Raw genomic sequence first — 14282 nt, 5'->3', positions numbered from 1 at the left:
AAAGAACCGTGCAGGATGGAACAGAGCAGGAAGCTACCGAGCAGAATCAGGTCGGCGCGCGAAAGGCACCACTTGCCAGCAGGGGGGCCAGCAGCGGCCCCAGTTCCTGCTCGGGGTGCGCGTCCGCGAGCCGCGCTGCCGCGTCCGCCAGCGTCTCCCCCGCCAGCAGCAGCTCGAGCAGCAAGGCAGCGGCCTCACACAGCACCGCGACCTGCACCTCCAGCGCCGGGCGCGTGATCAACACCTGCTCCGGTCGTGCGATATCCAGCCCTTCAAGCGTCGCGCCGGCATGCTGATGGCGCTGCCAGATCTCGAGCACCGCATGTTCCAGGCGCAGCAGGCATGCTGCGGGGTGCGCCGAGAACCTGAGTTCCATCACTGCCTCAGGCGGCAACCCCGCCAGCTGTGTCGGCACCAGGGCCTCGGCGTCCGCCGCGTGATAGGCCACCAGACGAGCGGCCTCGAAGCGTGCCAGGTCCACCGCATAGAACGGCAGCTGAGCAGCTGATACCTGACGCGCGTCGACCAATGTGGTCAGGGTCGCGTGCAGGGTTTCGGCAAGCCCGGCCCCGTACTCCATCATCAGCGGTGAGCGTGGCAGATGCTGGCGAGAATGATCATGGGCCAGGGCCGCAAAGAAGCGCTCGCCCACCACCTGTCGGGTCACCGGGTAGGCCTCTTCCAACGCACTGATCAGGCTGGCCCAGACATTGTTGCGATAGACATCGAGGCGCTGCTGATGGCCTGCCTCGATACCGGGCAGCGCGGCATCGGGCTTAGTGAGTGCCTCGATGAAGGCGCGCTGCCAGTCGGGCTGGCGCTCAGCGCTGGCATGCCGCTCGAGAGAGCTCATCGGGCGCCCTCCATGCCGGAGCGCGTCAGCTGCTGCGCCCGTGTGCTGTGCAGCAACGCCTGAGCGCGCGTGGTCTGCCCCAGCAAGACCTCCAGCGCCGGCACCTGGGTATCCCACTCAATCAGGGTCGGACGCGGCCCGATGCGATTGATGAAGTCGGCATACAGCTCCCAGACCTCATCACAGACCGGTGCGCCATGATTGTCGATCAGCAGGCCCTCACGCGTGTCCTCGCCATGCCCCGCCAGATGGATCTCCCCGACGGCGCGGGCCGGAATGGACTCCAGCCAGGCCGCGGGATCGATACCGATGTTGTGCGCCGAGACGAAGACATTGTTGACGTCGATCAACAGACCGCAGCCACTGCGCTCGACCAGGCGAGTGAGGAAATGCGTCTCGGGAATCAGTTCCGATCCCAGCTCGCGCGCATCGAAACGCAGATAGTGGGCGGGATTCTCGATCAATACCTGACGGCCCAGGGTGTCCTGCAACTGCATCAGGTTATCGCTGACCCGTGCCAGCATCGCGTCCGTCAGCGGTACCGGCAGCAGGTCGTTGTAGAAGTAGCCGCTATGGCCGGCCCAGGCCAGATGTTCTGACACGCTGGTGGGCGGGTGACGCTCGCAGAGCGTCCTGAGGCGCGCCAGATGCGTGGCATCCAGCGGGCGCTCCGATGCCAGCGACAGGCCGACACCATGAATCGAGAGAGGATACTCCTGCAGCGCATCCAGCCGGGCATGGGGGGCCCCGCCGGCGCCCATGTAGTTCTCGGCATGAATCTCGAGAAACCCCAGTGCCGGTCGCGACGACATCAGCTCACGCACATGCTGCGCCTTGAGACTGATGCCGACGGCCATCTCGTCGAGTGAGGGACAGGCCGCACCGAGATCCGGACTGCCGGAGGGAGGGAATGGCTGGTGCATGAAGACCTCTCGAGGCAGTGGACATCCGGTGGCGTGATGCCAGGCCACCGGACGTCAAGTTCGGGGGTACTCGGGGAAAACCGAGCCAGCCCGACGCGTGATGCTTACTTGATCTCTTCCAGGCTGCCGGTGCCATTGGGCGTCTCGATGGAGGTGCAGGTGCCTTCCGGCACCAGCTTCCAGGCATTGCCCTGATAATCGACGGTCGAAGTCCCGGCACACGAAGTGCCCGGGCCAGCGGCGCAGTCATTCTCACCGGCCAGCGACACGCCGTAGCACTTTTCCATGCCCGCCGCGTGGGCCGGGAGGGAGACGACAGCAGTAGACAGAGCGACAGCGGTTCCGAGCGCGGAAGCCAAGGCAAAAACGGTCTTGGCGGACTTGTTTGTCTTGGTAGACATGGGCACATCTCCTGAGAAAATGCTCTTTAATGAGCCAAACGTTATTTATCTATCACTTTCGCCCCTGCGCTGCGGGCTCAATCCAACTTACGGGGGGCTTGGGAAGATGGATGCAGAAAAGATCGAAATTATTGTCGCGACTCGACAATATCGCGCAGACCACACTCCCCTCACCGCATGCGGAGACGATACTCCGCGCTTGCGTTGACCTCGCCATGCAAAAACGCCAGCGGCCCCATGCAGGGGCCGCTGGCGTTGACTGTCATCTGCTGTCTGAGGGGCTGACACATCGGCTGTCTGCCGAGCTGTCGCCGATGAAGGCGATCAGCTATCGCCCTGCCACTTGCGCTCCATGAGCTCCCAGCGCGAGAGCGACGCAGACGCCTGGCCTGCCTCGGCATCCAGTGCTTCGGCACCCGAGGCTTCGGCGCCCGGCGACCCGGCGTCCGGCGACTCAGCGTCCGACAACCCGTCGTCCGGCGCTCCGGTGACACCCCGGCCTTCACTGGCTGCCGCTTCTTCGCTGGCAGGCGGTTCGGGCTCGGGCGCGGGCTGGCGATCTAGCGCCGGCGGCGCGGATGTCGATGGCTGATCCAGTGACTGCTCGGGTTGATGCAAGGTGTCACGCGACTGGCGCACCAGCGACTCCGGTAGCGGCTTCTTCATGCGCGCGCCGAGCGCCAGCAGCTCTTCGGCACGGTTGATCAGGTTGCCGCGCCCGCTGGCCAGCCGCTTCATGGCGGTATCATGCGCCTCACGCGTGCGCCCCAGCTGTGTGCCGAGTTCCTCGAGGGATTCGGCGAGGCCACGGAACTTGTCGAGCAGTGCTCCGGCGCGCTCGCCGATCACACGCGCATTGTCGTTCTGGCGCTCCAGACTCCACAGACTCGCCACGGTGCGCAGGCTGGCCAGCAAGGTGGTCGGCGTCACCATCACCACCCCCTGGGTGAAGGCGTCCTGGAACAGGCTGTCATCGTGTTCGAAGGCCAGCGCGAAGGCCGGCTCCATCGGCAGGAACAGGAACACGAAGTCCGGCGATCCCAGCCCCTCGATGGCGGGATAATTGCGCCGCGCAAGCCCGGTGACATGGCCGCGCACCGAGGACAGATGCGCGCGCAGTGCGCGTGCTCGCGTCACGTCATCCTCGGCGTTGACGTACTCGGTGTAGGCGGTCAAGGAGACCTTGGCATCAATGATCAGATGCTTGTTGTCCGGCAGGTAGACGATGGCATCCGGACGCTGGCGACCGCCCTCGCCGGTGAATGACACCTCGCGCTTGAACTCGATGCCATCACGCAGGCCGGAGCGCTCCAGCACGGTCTCAAGAATCATCTCGCCCCAGTTGCCCTGCATCTTGCTGTCGCCCTTGAGCGCCCGCGACAGGTTGGCCGCTTCCTCGGTGATCTGGCGGTTGAGCCCCGCCAGCTGGTCGAGCTGACTCTTGAGGCTGGTGCGCTCACGCACCTCCTCGCCATGCAGCTGCTCGAGGCGCTGACGGAAGTCGCCGACCTGCTCACGAAACGGCTTGAGCAACTGCTCGAGCTGGGCGCCACTGGCGGCGGTGAAGCGCTGCTGGCGCTCCTCGAATACCTTGCCCGCCAGCTGCTCGAACTCCTGACTCAGGCGCTCGCGCGACTCATTGAGCAACGCCAGCTGCTGCTCGTGATGGCTGGCCTCCTGACGCTGACGCGTCACCAGCGAGGCATGGGTCTCGCGCAGCTCGGCGTAGCGCTCGGTCAGTGTCTCGAGACGCTCTTCGCGCTCCAGCAGCTGCGCCTCCAGCACTTCCTGCTGGCGGGTCAGGCTGCGTGCCAGCGTCTGCTGCTCACTCAAGGCGCGTGACTGTTCATCCAGGCGCCCCTGCAGCGATTCGCGCAGCGTGGCGAGTTGCTCCGTCAGGGCATCGCGTGCCTGGCGCGCCTCCTCCAGCGACTGGCTCAGATAGCGTTGCTGTTGCTCCGCCTGCTGCCCATCCAGCGCGGCACGCTGCTCGACCAGGGCCGCCCGCTGCTCGGCCTGTTGCTGACGCTCACGCGACTCCTCCAGCGAGGCCTGCCACGTCTGCTGCATCGATTGCTGCTCCTCCTCACTGCTCTCCTGCATCGCACGGAGCTGCTCGCGGGTTCGCCGCCAGCCCAGCCCCAGGATCAACGACAGCATCAACAGCACGCCGACCAGCAACCACATCACGGCGGATGATTCAGAAAGCAGCGACATCGGGCACTCCATGGCCTGTGAAAACGCAGCGGGGTCACCCCCTTGAAAGTCAGTATCGCGCATCCATGTCTTGAGTGTCAGGGCACGAAAGGACGGGGATTGCCTGCCATCATCGAGCGGCGCCCACTGCGATGAGTGGCGCACGCCGAGAGCAGAATTCTCCCCTTCTCTGCCCAGCACGCTCGCAAGAGCCGAAGCACGGAAAGGAGATTCGCATGACACAGCAGACCGATCAGCAGACACGTCAACAACTGCAAGGTAAGCGCGTGGCCATTCTCGCGACCCATGGCTTCGAGGAATCCGAGCTCGCGGTGCCGCGCGCCGCACTGCAGGAGGCAGGCGTCGAGGTAGACATCGTCTCGCCGGAGAAAGACGGCATTCGCGCCTGGGCCGAAACCGACTGGGGCGAGAAGTATCAGGTCGACACCCCACTCAGCGATGCCAGCGAACACGACTATCACGGCCTGGTGCTGCCGGGCGGCCTGTTCAATCCGGATACCCTGCGTCAGGACGAGAGCGCACTGAGCTTCGTGCGCAGCTTCTTCCAGGCCCACAAGCCGGTCGCCGCCATCTGTCACGCGCCGTGGATCCTGATCGATGCCGGTGTCGTCGAAGGCCGTCAGATGACCTCCTTCCCCTCAGTCGCACAGGACCTGAAGAACGCCGGTGCCGAGTGGCAGGACAGCGAAGTGGTGTGTGACAGCGCGCTGGTCACCAGCCGCAAGCCTGCAGATCTTGATGCGTTCAACGCCAAGCTGCTCGAGGAACTGGCCGAAGGCAAGCACCAGCATCAGCACGCCTGAGGTCGCAAGTCAGAGATCCGCAAGCCAGAGATCCGCAAGCCAGAGATCCGCACGCTCTGAAGCTTGAACCGACAGACGCCCCTGCCACTTCGGCAGGGGCGTTTTCGTTGTCTCAAGGGCGCAATCCGGTGCCTTGGTGGCAGAAGTGAAGTGTCCTCGCAGCACTGGCTGAACCACTCATCTCCAAGGTTCGTTGGCCATTGTGCAGCCGTGCATCTCAGAACCCTATTGCGAGCAATCACTTACGCTACAGGCAACGCAATCTGGACAACTCAGTACCACGACTACACACCGAGCGACGCACGGAGACATTAGCGAACGCCTTTCGTAAAAGGCGCTGCGACACGATATTCTGACGACAAGGATCCTCTTGGGTGACTGACCGACCATACGGGAGACCGCCCCATGCATATCTCGACCTTGACCACAGCCCTTGCCTCTCTGCTGCCCTCCCTGCTGCTGGGACTGACGCTGATGTTCGCCACGCCGACGCTGGTCGCCGCGGATGATCGCCATCGCGCACAGGGCCAACACGGCGAGCGCCACAGCACGCCGCAGAGTCGCCACGAGGCGATCAAGCGCCGCCACCTCAGGATGTTCGACGAGCCGCGCGTGGAGCGCCATCACTCGCGCCAGCATTCCCGGCAGCACTTTCGTCAAGATATCCGCCGCCATGTTCCCAAGCGCCGCTACTATCAGCATGGCCGCCATGAGCACGACCGCTACCGCCCTTACTACTACCGGAACCATGACTCAGGTCGGCATGCTATCCGCCGCTACCATAACGGCGTGAGCATCGGCATTCCGGCGATCCGCATCAATATCAACTGAAGCCGCGCACTCTCATCAGGCCAGGCCAGGCCAGGCCAGGCCAGCGCCTGATGCCCAGACATGACGACGCCCCCGCAGGCTGGCCTGCGGGGGCGTCGTTCGTCTACGTGATGCGTCTTGCCTGAGAATTGCTCAAGCGGCCCTGGCAGGCTCGGCCAGTTCCGTGATCAGTCCCTTGAGCACCTGCCAGAATTCACCGACCGACTCGACCTCGACCCGCTCGCTGGGCGAGTGAGCACCGCGGATCAGCGGCCCGAAGGAGATCATCTCGAGCTGGGGATACTTGGCCCCGAGGATGCCGCACTCGAGCCCGGCATGGATGACCTTGATCTCCGGCGCGCGGCCAGTGACGCTCTCGTGCAGGCTGCAGAAGCGCGCCAGCAGCTGCGCATCCGGCGCCGGCTGCCAGCCCGGATAGGCATTCTCGGCCACGGTGGTCGCGCCGATCAGCGCAAAGAGCCCACGAATGCGTTGCTCCATCATGGTCACGGCATCATCGCGCAGCGAGCGCACCAGCGCGCAGAGATGGAAGCGCCCCTCGCGCAGCTGCACCACGCCGAGGTTGTTGGAGGTTTCCACCACGCCTTCCACCGCTGCACTCATGCGCTCGACCCCGTAGGGCGCAGCATCCAGCACCGCGACCAGTCGCTGGGTGTCCTCGACGGACAGCGCGTTCTCGGCGTTGCCGCGGGTCACGCTGAGCGAGACATCCGGGTCCGTCTCGCGCAGCTCGTCGCGTATCTGGGCCTCGAAGTCCGCCAGGCGCTGGCGCGCGGCGGCGACGCGCTCGTCATAGATCACCACGCCGACCGTGGCCTCACGCGGCAAGGCATTGCGCAGCGTACCGCCAGACCAGCTGACCAGACGCGGCTTGAACTCGGCCAGCGCGACCAGCGCGCGTGACATCAGGCGATTGGCATTGCCGCGGCCACGATGGATATCGAGTCCGGAGTGGCCACCGACAAGGCCACTGATGGTCAGCTCCAGCTCCGCTTCGGCATCCTTCAGGGATGAGGTGGCAAACTCGTGGGCGACATTGATATCCGCGCCACCGGCACAGCCGATATAGACCTGCCCGCGGTCTTCCGAATCCAGGTTGAGCAGGTAGCGCCCTTCCAGCCAGTTCTCGGCCAGATTCAACGCGCCGCCCATCGAGGTTTCCTCCTCGAGAGTGAACAGCGCTTCCAGCGGACCGTGCACGAGGCTGTCATCTTCGAGAACGGCCAGCGCCGCCGCGACGCCGAGACCGTTGTCGGCCCCCAGAGTGGTGCCGCGTGCCTTGAGCCAGCCATCTTCCAGATAGGTATCGAGGGAATCACGCGTGAAGTCGTGATCACTGTCGCTGGCCGCCTGGGCGACCATGTCGAGATGGCCCTGCAGCACGATGCCCGCTGCGCTCTCGTGGCCTGGCGTGGCGGGCTTGCGCAGACGCAGGTTGCCGAAAGCATCGCGATCATGAGCGAGACCACGCGCTTCGGCCCAGTCGATCAGATAGGCCACCAGCGCGGCTTCATGCCCGGAAGGGCGCGGGATATTGCACAGAGTGCGGAAATGACGCCAGAGGATGGCGGGGTCCAACGTATCGATATGCTCATTCATGGCGAAGATTCCTGTTCTTGTCATCAGCGAGCATACGGAACAGCGGACGGGCGTGGCTAGTGGTTGTCGACACCTATCGATCAGCGACTTCGAATATGCAAGGATGACAATCATGATCCTGCTGACAGATACATGCCATTCCCCACCCTCATCGGAGACTTTATGCCTCGCCGACTATTGCTGCTGACCGCCATCTCCGCCACTGCCGGCCTGCTGATGCTGAGTGGCTGCTCGCCGATTCCTGACATGCCCGGCCCGATCGGCATTCCGGGCCTCTGAGCCGCGACCGGCCGCGCTGCCCTTGCCTGCTGCGCTAATCAATCGCTCTTTTCGATCAGGTGCCCGACGGATGCACGGCACCAGCGATCGCGCGCCTTGCGGCCCACGATGCCCTGCCCCTCGGCCCAGCTGACGAAGGCAGGCGCATCCTGTCCGCCCAGTGCCAGCACCAGTCCGTGACGTGACGCTTCACCGAGTCGTGAAGGCTCACTGGCCTCGAGTACTGTCTCGAGCCACGGCCGCACCAGTGCCAGCCCCCCGCCACCACGGCAATACCAGTCCAGTCGCTGCGCGCATGCGGCTGGTGTCAGCATGGCCAGGTCAGTTTCACTTCCTCGCTGCCGCAACCTTTCGGCCAAGACGGGCGGCAAGGCGTGCAGCTCATGCTTGAGCAGGCTGGGCAGCAGACGCTGAAAGTCCTGTTGCAGCGCCCCGAGCAAGGCATCCTGCGTCAATTGGTCTTGCGGCGCTGATGCATCACTCCCGCTCTCGCCGATGGCCTTGCCCATCATCACCGCGTGCTCGCCACTGGCGGCATCGCGCTTGAGGCCCATGCGCAGCGGCACGAAGCCCTGCGCCTGCCAGAAGGCGACCAGATCGGCCTCGGCCCCGAAGCTGGTGCCGAGTCGCGTGACACCTGCTGCCAGTGCCTGCTGCTCGAGCGCCTTGAGCAGGCGCGCGCCCTGACCACGCCGCCACAGTGCGGGATGCACCGCGATGCGCAGCACCCGCCACCAGCGGGCTTCAGCGGCGCTCTGGTGGCCTGCATGCGCCGCCAGCGACTGTGCCAGCAGGTGCCCACGCGGACGCCGCTTGCCGCACCAGATGTCATGCGCCAGGGGCGTCGGGAAGCCGCCCTCCTCGACGGCGGCCACCACCCCCAGCCAGGCATCACGCCCAGTCGTGTCATCGCGCTGACGAATCGCCATCAGCGTGAGCCCCGGCGTGTCGAGCAGCTGGCGCAGGTCCGCCGGTGCAGTGCGGTAATGCGCCTGCACCAGCAGGCCGAACAGCTGCCGCAACGCCGCCTCATCACGCGCCAATGCATCACGCTCCAGTACGACAATGTCGCAGCCCTCCAGCCACTGCTGAGCATTCTTCGCGCATGGCTCAGGCAGCTCAGGAAGCTCCGGCGGCTGCGCCGAGAGCAGCAGCAGATCATCGGTCAATGCTTCCAGCGGATCGCCGGGCGCCCAGCGCACGGGCGTCGTCATCTCCAGCGCCTGCCAGCCGGGACACTGGCGCTCGAGATGATGGCGAAACCGCAGCTGGAAGCCGCGCCCGGTGCCTTCATAGCCATGCACGGTGGTGGCGAAGGCGATGCGCGGAAAATTCGCCAGATAGCCTTTCAGCAAGGGGGTGGGGATGGCGGCAGCTTCATCGACGAACAGCCGCGGCAGTAGCTCATCGTGACAGGCAAGGCGAGCCGCCTCGATGGCATCCGGTGCCAGAAAACGCAGCTCGCTGCCGGAAGCCGTGTCGTCGTCCGCCTGTCCAGCCGGCAAGCGAAAGACATTGCCCTCGCGCTGCCCTCGGGGCAGCAGGGCCGCCAGGCGTTCGAAGATCGCGCTGACCGCCGCAGGGCGCGGTGCCGTCAGCCAGACATCCTGTCCCGCTGCCAGACAGCGCGCCGCCGCGATGCCCAGCGCGCCACTCTTGCCACGCCCGCGATCGGCACTGACCACCACGGGTCGCGCAGGTGCCAGAGCCTCCAGCGCAGCCACGCTGGCGGCCTGGTCCTGCGTCAGGCAATCGCTGTCGGCGATGGCGTCTGATCGTGCTGCCTGATTGCCGCTATCCAGCGACGGCGCAGGCAAGTGTCCGCCCTGTGGCCAGTGCAGAACATTGGCGTGGGATGAGAGGCGGCGTGCCAATCGCGCCAGATAGCGCGCCGTCAGCTGTTCACGCTCGAAGGGCCAGTGGGCCAGGCGCATGTGATCGCCATCCGGCGCTGGCGCTGGGTCTGTCGCGGCCCAGGTGGCAGGTGTCATCAGTACCAGCAGGCCACCCGCTTTCAGGGTACCGGTAACGGCACCGAAGGCATCAGGGTTGAAGCCAGTCGCCGGCTGCGCCGCATCGAAGATGACCAGTGACTGCTCACCGCCCAGCTGGGTGGCAGCCTTGGCCATCGTCAGCGCACGCACCGGCGGCGCGACCGCTGTCGACAAGGCTTCACCTGTGCCCAGCCACAACGGGGCAGCCTCACGCGCTGGCCATAGCTCGCAGAGTGCCTGCGCGGCGCCGGAGGGGTCATCGCCACTGATCCACAGGCAGGCACGCTGGCGCCGCGCGAGCAGATGTTGATGCAGCGCTCGGCACCACGCCTCGAGGGCGGGCAGGTCAATGCAAGCAGGAGAATCTGAAGGAGGAATCGTCATGTCGCGCAGCATGCCGCATGGCAGCGCGTCAGACCAGATGGGCAGACCGGATGGCGCGAGAAACTCGCGAGGCAGCCGTGTGGCAATCGTGAGGCTGTTGCAAGAAAGCCGCGATCTGCCCGGCGCTGCCGCCCGGTCTGTCACCCGCCCTCGTTACTTGAGAACAAGCTCATATTCACACAACGTCCCGTTGCAAGATGAGCAACGCAAGCGGCGCAGGGATGAGAATAGTTATATTTAGGCTTATCGGGATAATGAAGCTCCACTTCCCATCATTGCGAGTCCCCCCGATGCCACAGCGTCACTCCCTCACCACTGCTCTGCCCCGCGCGCTCAAGCCTTGCCTGCTCGCCCTGAGCCTGGCGGCAACGTTCGTGGCGGGTCAGGCCTCGGCACTGGAATACCCGATCGGCACGCCGGTCAAGGAAGGCGGCATGGAAATCGCTGCCGTCTACCTGCAGCCGGTGGTGATGGCCCCGGCCGGCAAGCTGCCGGCCAACCAGGCCGATATCCACCTGGAAGCCGATATCCACGCGCTGATGGAAAACGACACCGGCTTCGCGCCGGGCGACTGGATTCCCTATCTCGGCATTCACTACACCCTGACCAAGCAGGGTGGCGAGACGCCGATCGAAGGCGAGCTGGTGCCGATGATCGCCAATGACGGCACCCACTACGGCAAGAACGTCAAGCTGGATGGCCCGGGCAAGTACCACCTGACCTTCGAGATCCAGCATCCGGACATGCCGCGTCATATCGACAAGGAAACCGGCGTCGCCGAGTGGCCGCAGACCATCACCACCGACTATGACTTCGTCTATGCCGGCGTCGGCAAGAAAGGCGGCTACTGAGCGCCGCTCTGCCCTTTCTGCATGCCCCTGAATGTCTGCATCCCGTGAGGCGGCCATTGCCGCTTGCTCCTTCGATGGCCGCCTGTGCTGACCTGCACTCGCGGCCATTGATCGCTCTACCGCCAGCACCTCGTGCTGGTGTCAGTGTGCGCTTTTCCTCAACGTCCGGAGTGCCCCATGCGCCTGACCGCTTTCTTGCCCTCCCTCTTGCCCTCCCTCTTGCCCTCTCGCCTGCCCTGTCGCCTACCCCCTCGGGCAAGCGCCCTGCTGCCCGCGCTCGCCAGGTTGCTCGTCGCCCTTTTGCTCGTGGCCCTGCTGCCTCGGCCGGCGGCCGCCAGCGACATGCCGTCCTACGACCTGACCCTCGACAACGGCAAGCTCACTCCTGAGGTCCTTGAGGTCAAGGCGGGCGAAAAGTTCGTCATCCAGCTGCACAACGCGGGCAATACGCCGGCCGAATTCGAGAGCAACTCCCTGCGCAAGGAGAAGGTGCTGGCGCCGGGCGTGAAGTCGTTCGTCGTCATCCATCCGCTGCGCGCGGGCAGCTATGACTTCTTCGATGATTTCCACCTGCCGGACGCGCGTGGCAAGGTCGTCGCCGAATAAGCTCGGCCACCCTGTGCCAATGACGCCTTTTTCGTCATCGATGGCGCGTACCGATCGTCAGTAGAAGAGAGTCCGCATGTTTGATCAGATCCTGTTTATCGTCTGGCGTGAAAGCGTCGAAGCCATTCTCGTCATCGGCATCATGCACGCCTGGCTGGTGCAGTCCGGCACCCGTGCGGGCCTGCGCTACCTGTGGGGCGGGGTCGTCGCCGGTCTGGTGCTGGCCGGCCTGATGGGGGCGGCGCTGATGGGTGCCGACACCTGGCTGACCGGCACCGCGCAGGAGGTCTTCCAGGCCGTACTGGTATTGACCGCCTGCCTGTTGATCACCCAGATGGTGCTGTGGATGCGCACCAAGGGGCGCACGCTCAAGGCAGAACTCGAGAGCGGCCTGGCCAGCGCCGTCTCCTCCGGCAGTTACTGGGGCGTGGCGACGCTGGTCGCCATCGCCGTGGCACGTGAAGGCGCGGAAACCGTCGTCTTCCTCTACGGCATGGGCGCCGCCAGCCTGCAGTCCGGCAGCATCGCCAGCTTCGCGCTCGCCGCAGGCCTCGGCTTCGCCCTCGCGGTGGCGACCTTCATGGCACTGCAGCTCGGTTCACGCCTGTTCTCGTGGAAGCTGTTCTTCCGCGTGACCGAAATCCTTTTGTTGTTGCTGGCGGCGTCGCTCTTGATGTCGGGCCTCGAACAGCTGATCGGCCTCGGCTATCTGCCGGCAGGCCTCGATCCGCTGTGGGATTCCAGCTGGCTGCTCGATGATGGCAGCGGCCTCGGCGGACTGCTGGCGACCTTCGCCGGCTATCGCGCCTGGCCTGCCGCGACGATGGTAGTCGGCTATCTCGGCTACTGGGTCATCGTCGCAAGCCTCATGAAGCGTCAGCGCAAGAGGGAGCGCGTCGACCAGCGCCGTCAGCTCACTGCCCGCGCGCGCAGCTGAGCCCTGTTCACGCGATCTGCCAGCCAGGAGAAACGACAGCCATGGCCAATTGCGGTTCCAGTCCCCACGGCGACATCGCCAACCTCATCGCCAGTGATGGCGGCACCTCGCCTGGCCGTCAGGCCACGCGCATCGCGCGCTTCGGTCAGGCGATGCAGCAGCGGCGCGGTCTGATCCAGCTGGTGCAATGGCTGGTGGTCGGCATCTATGCCTTTCTGCTGGTGGTGCCGGCCCTGTTGCCGCTGCCGGATTACCAGGCGCATATCCTCACCAACCTGACGGTGTTCGCCGAGTTCGTATTCTGGGGGCTGTGGTGGCCTTTCGTGCTGATCAGCATGGTGCTGATGGGGCGCGTGTGGTGCGGTGTCTTCTGCCCCGAAGGCACCCTGACCGAAGCCGCCAGCCGCATCGGCCTCGGCCGCCCGATTCCCGGCTGGATGCGCTGGGGCGGCTGGCCCTTCGTGGCCTTCCTCGGCACCACGCTCTATGGCCAGCTGGCCAGCGTCTATCAGTACCCGCTGGGCGCGCTGGTGGTACTGGGGGGCTCGACGGTGGCCGCGATCATCGTCGGGCTGATCTACGGCAAGGGCACGCGCGTCTGGTGCCGTCAGCTGTGTCCGGTGAATGGCGTCTTCAATCTGCTGGCGCGCCTGTCGCCGACCCACTTCCGTACCGACCAGGCCCGCTGGAACGCCCACAACCAGGCTGTCCGCCAGGGCAACGCCGTACGCATGCATGCCCCTGACTGCGCGCCGCTGATTCCGCTCAAGCAGCTCGACAGTGCCGGTGACTGCCATGTCTGTGGACGCTGCAGCGGCTACAAGGACGCGATGCAGCTGGAGTGGCGTGCGCCGGGCGTGGAGCTGGTCGAGCCGCCGCAGCCGGTGCGCTTCACCCACTACTCGGTGCTGGTGTTCGGCCTGCTCGGCATCGCCATCGGTGCCTTCAGCTGGAGCGCCAGCCCGTGGTTCGTCGCGCTCAAGCAGCAGCTGGCGGTCTGGCTGATCGAGCACGATCTGATGTGGCCGCTGACCACTACCCTGCCCACCTGGATCCTGACCAACTACCCCGAGCACAACGATGTCTTCAACCTGCTCGATGGCAGCCTGATCACGCTGTGGATCGTGGTCGGTGGCGGCCTGCTGGGCGCGCTCACCAGCCTGCCGCTGCTGCTGGGCAACTGGCTGATGGGGGGCAAGGCGACGCTGTCACGCCTGTGGCATCTCTCGCTGAGTCTGATTCCGCTGGGCGGGCTGGGCGTGTTTCTCGGCCTCTCCGCCACCACCATGACGCTGCTGCGCGGCGACGGCATCAATCTCAGCTGGGCCAATGATCTGCGCGCCACCCTGCTGGTGCTGGCCTGCCTGTGGGGGCTGCGGCTGGCCTGGCGCATTACCGGTGAGCAGTGCAACGGCGGCCTGCTCGCCGGCAACGCTGCACGGCTGGTCGGCACCGCGAGTGTCGCGCTGGCCTGCCTGCCCGCGCTGGGCATCTGGTATCTGATGTTCTGGGGCTGGTGACGCCCTGCTGGCTGAATGCTGGCTGACTGACAGAGGCTCATGGCCTGACACACCAAGGCTTGAAACACGAAGACCCGCCGATTG

Annotated in this window: 12 protein-coding genes; 6 read left to right on the top strand and 6 right to left on the bottom strand. The window is 65.3% G+C overall.

Annotation, left to right across the window (positions count from 1 at the left end):
* Positions 1-46: 46 nt before the first annotated feature.
* From MKZ40_RS11220 to rmuC, 4 genes are all read right to left on the bottom strand, one after another.
* Positions 47-853 (bottom strand): DNA-binding domain-containing protein, encoded by an 807-nt coding sequence (locus tag MKZ40_RS11220; RefSeq protein WP_175090048.1) that lies wholly within the window; start codon positions 851-853, stop codon positions 47-49.
* Positions 850-1776 (bottom strand): DUF692 domain-containing protein, encoded by a 927-nt coding sequence (locus tag MKZ40_RS11215; protein ID WP_254627116.1) that lies wholly within the window; start codon positions 1774-1776, stop codon positions 850-852. The genes MKZ40_RS11220 and MKZ40_RS11215 overlap by 4 nt, the downstream gene beginning before the upstream one ends.
* 104 nt (positions 1777-1880) lie before the next feature.
* On the bottom strand, positions 1881-2177 hold the full coding sequence (locus tag MKZ40_RS11210) for a DUF2282 domain-containing protein (protein ID WP_175090049.1): 297 nt from the start codon (positions 2175-2177) through the stop codon (positions 1881-1883).
* A 324-nt stretch (positions 2178-2501) separates the two neighbouring features.
* Positions 2502-4394 (bottom strand): DNA recombination protein RmuC, encoded by a 1893-nt coding sequence (gene rmuC, locus MKZ40_RS11205; protein ID WP_254627117.1) that lies wholly within the window; start codon positions 4392-4394, stop codon positions 2502-2504.
* A 215-nt stretch (positions 4395-4609) separates the two neighbouring features.
* Here rmuC and MKZ40_RS11200 point away from each other — a divergent pair, with 215 nt between their 5' ends.
* On the top strand, positions 4610-5197 hold the full coding sequence (locus MKZ40_RS11200) for a type 1 glutamine amidotransferase domain-containing protein (RefSeq protein WP_043333235.1): 588 nt from the start codon (positions 4610-4612) through the stop codon (positions 5195-5197).
* A 405-nt stretch (positions 5198-5602) separates the two neighbouring features.
* Complete coding sequence (locus tag MKZ40_RS11195) at positions 5603-6028, top strand: hypothetical protein (protein ID WP_175090050.1); 426 nt, start codon at positions 5603-5605, stop codon at positions 6026-6028.
* Positions 6029-6160: 132 nt separating this feature from the next.
* Here the strand turns inward: MKZ40_RS11195 and MKZ40_RS11190 are convergent, their stop codons facing one another.
* Both MKZ40_RS11190 and MKZ40_RS11185 read right to left on the bottom strand, forming a co-directional pair.
* The gene (locus tag MKZ40_RS11190) at positions 6161-7627 is read right to left on the bottom strand and encodes an aminoacyl-histidine dipeptidase (RefSeq protein ID WP_175090051.1); all 1467 of its coding nucleotides are present in this window, start codon (positions 7625-7627) and stop codon (positions 6161-6163) included.
* Between the two features lie 317 nt (positions 7628-7944).
* A complete protein-coding gene (locus tag MKZ40_RS11185; protein WP_175090052.1) occupies positions 7945-10284 on the bottom strand; it encodes a GNAT family N-acetyltransferase in 2340 nt (779 codons plus the stop codon).
* Positions 10285-10574: 290 nt separating this feature from the next.
* Here MKZ40_RS11185 and MKZ40_RS11180 point away from each other — a divergent pair, with 290 nt between their 5' ends.
* From MKZ40_RS11180 to MKZ40_RS11165, 4 genes are all read left to right on the top strand, one after another.
* The gene (locus MKZ40_RS11180) at positions 10575-11135 is read left to right on the top strand and encodes an iron transporter (RefSeq protein ID WP_175090053.1); all 561 of its coding nucleotides are present in this window, start codon (positions 10575-10577) and stop codon (positions 11133-11135) included.
* Positions 11136-11312: 177 nt separating this feature from the next.
* Positions 11313-11741, top strand: a complete 429-nt coding sequence (locus MKZ40_RS11175) for a cupredoxin domain-containing protein (protein ID WP_175090054.1) — start codon at positions 11313-11315, stop codon at positions 11739-11741.
* A 76-nt stretch (positions 11742-11817) separates the two neighbouring features.
* Positions 11818-12678, top strand: coding sequence for an FTR1 family protein (locus MKZ40_RS11170; protein ID WP_175090055.1), 861 nt, complete (start codon positions 11818-11820; stop codon positions 12676-12678).
* Positions 12679-12719: 41 nt separating this feature from the next.
* The gene (locus MKZ40_RS11165; RefSeq protein WP_175090056.1) at positions 12720-14198 is read left to right on the top strand and encodes a 4Fe-4S binding protein; all 1479 of its coding nucleotides are present in this window, start codon (positions 12720-12722) and stop codon (positions 14196-14198) included.
* Positions 14199-14282 lie beyond the last annotated feature (84 nt).

The organism is Cobetia sp. BMC6 (genome assembly GCF_029991385.1).
Taxonomy (GTDB): domain Bacteria; phylum Pseudomonadota; class Gammaproteobacteria; order Pseudomonadales; family Halomonadaceae; genus Cobetia.
This window is presented reverse-complemented; position numbering and strand designations above follow the sequence as displayed.

Excerpts from the sequence above, each read along its gene's own strand:
- MKZ40_RS11195 (WP_175090050.1), top strand. The coding sequence starts at position 5,603 with ATGCATATCTCGACCTTGACCACAGCCCTTGCCTCTCTGCTGCCCTCC.
- MKZ40_RS11215 (WP_254627116.1), bottom strand. The coding sequence starts at position 1,776 with ATGCACCAGCCATTCCCTCCCTCCGGCAGTCCGGATCTCGGTGCGGCC.
- MKZ40_RS11170 (WP_175090055.1), top strand. The coding sequence starts at position 11,818 with ATGTTTGATCAGATCCTGTTTATCGTCTGGCGTGAAAGCGTCGAAGCC.
- MKZ40_RS11210 (WP_175090049.1), bottom strand. The coding sequence starts at position 2,177 with ATGTCTACCAAGACAAACAAGTCCGCCAAGACCGTTTTTGCCTTGGCT.
- MKZ40_RS11200 (WP_043333235.1), top strand. The coding sequence starts at position 4,610 with ATGACACAGCAGACCGATCAGCAGACACGTCAACAACTGCAAGGTAAG.
- MKZ40_RS11220 (WP_175090048.1), bottom strand. The coding sequence starts at position 853 with ATGAGCTCTCTCGAGCGGCATGCCAGCGCTGAGCGCCAGCCCGACTGG.
- MKZ40_RS11185 (WP_175090052.1), bottom strand. The coding sequence starts at position 10,284 with ATGACGATTCCTCCTTCAGATTCTCCTGCTTGCATTGACCTGCCCGCC.
- MKZ40_RS11175 (WP_175090054.1), top strand. The coding sequence starts at position 11,313 with ATGCGCCTGACCGCTTTCTTGCCCTCCCTCTTGCCCTCCCTCTTGCCC.
- MKZ40_RS11180 (WP_175090053.1), top strand. The coding sequence starts at position 10,575 with ATGCCACAGCGTCACTCCCTCACCACTGCTCTGCCCCGCGCGCTCAAG.
- MKZ40_RS11190 (WP_175090051.1), bottom strand. The coding sequence starts at position 7,627 with ATGAATGAGCATATCGATACGTTGGACCCCGCCATCCTCTGGCGTCAT.
- MKZ40_RS11165 (WP_175090056.1), top strand. The coding sequence starts at position 12,720 with ATGGCCAATTGCGGTTCCAGTCCCCACGGCGACATCGCCAACCTCATC.
- rmuC (WP_254627117.1), bottom strand. The coding sequence starts at position 4,394 with ATGTCGCTGCTTTCTGAATCATCCGCCGTGATGTGGTTGCTGGTCGGC.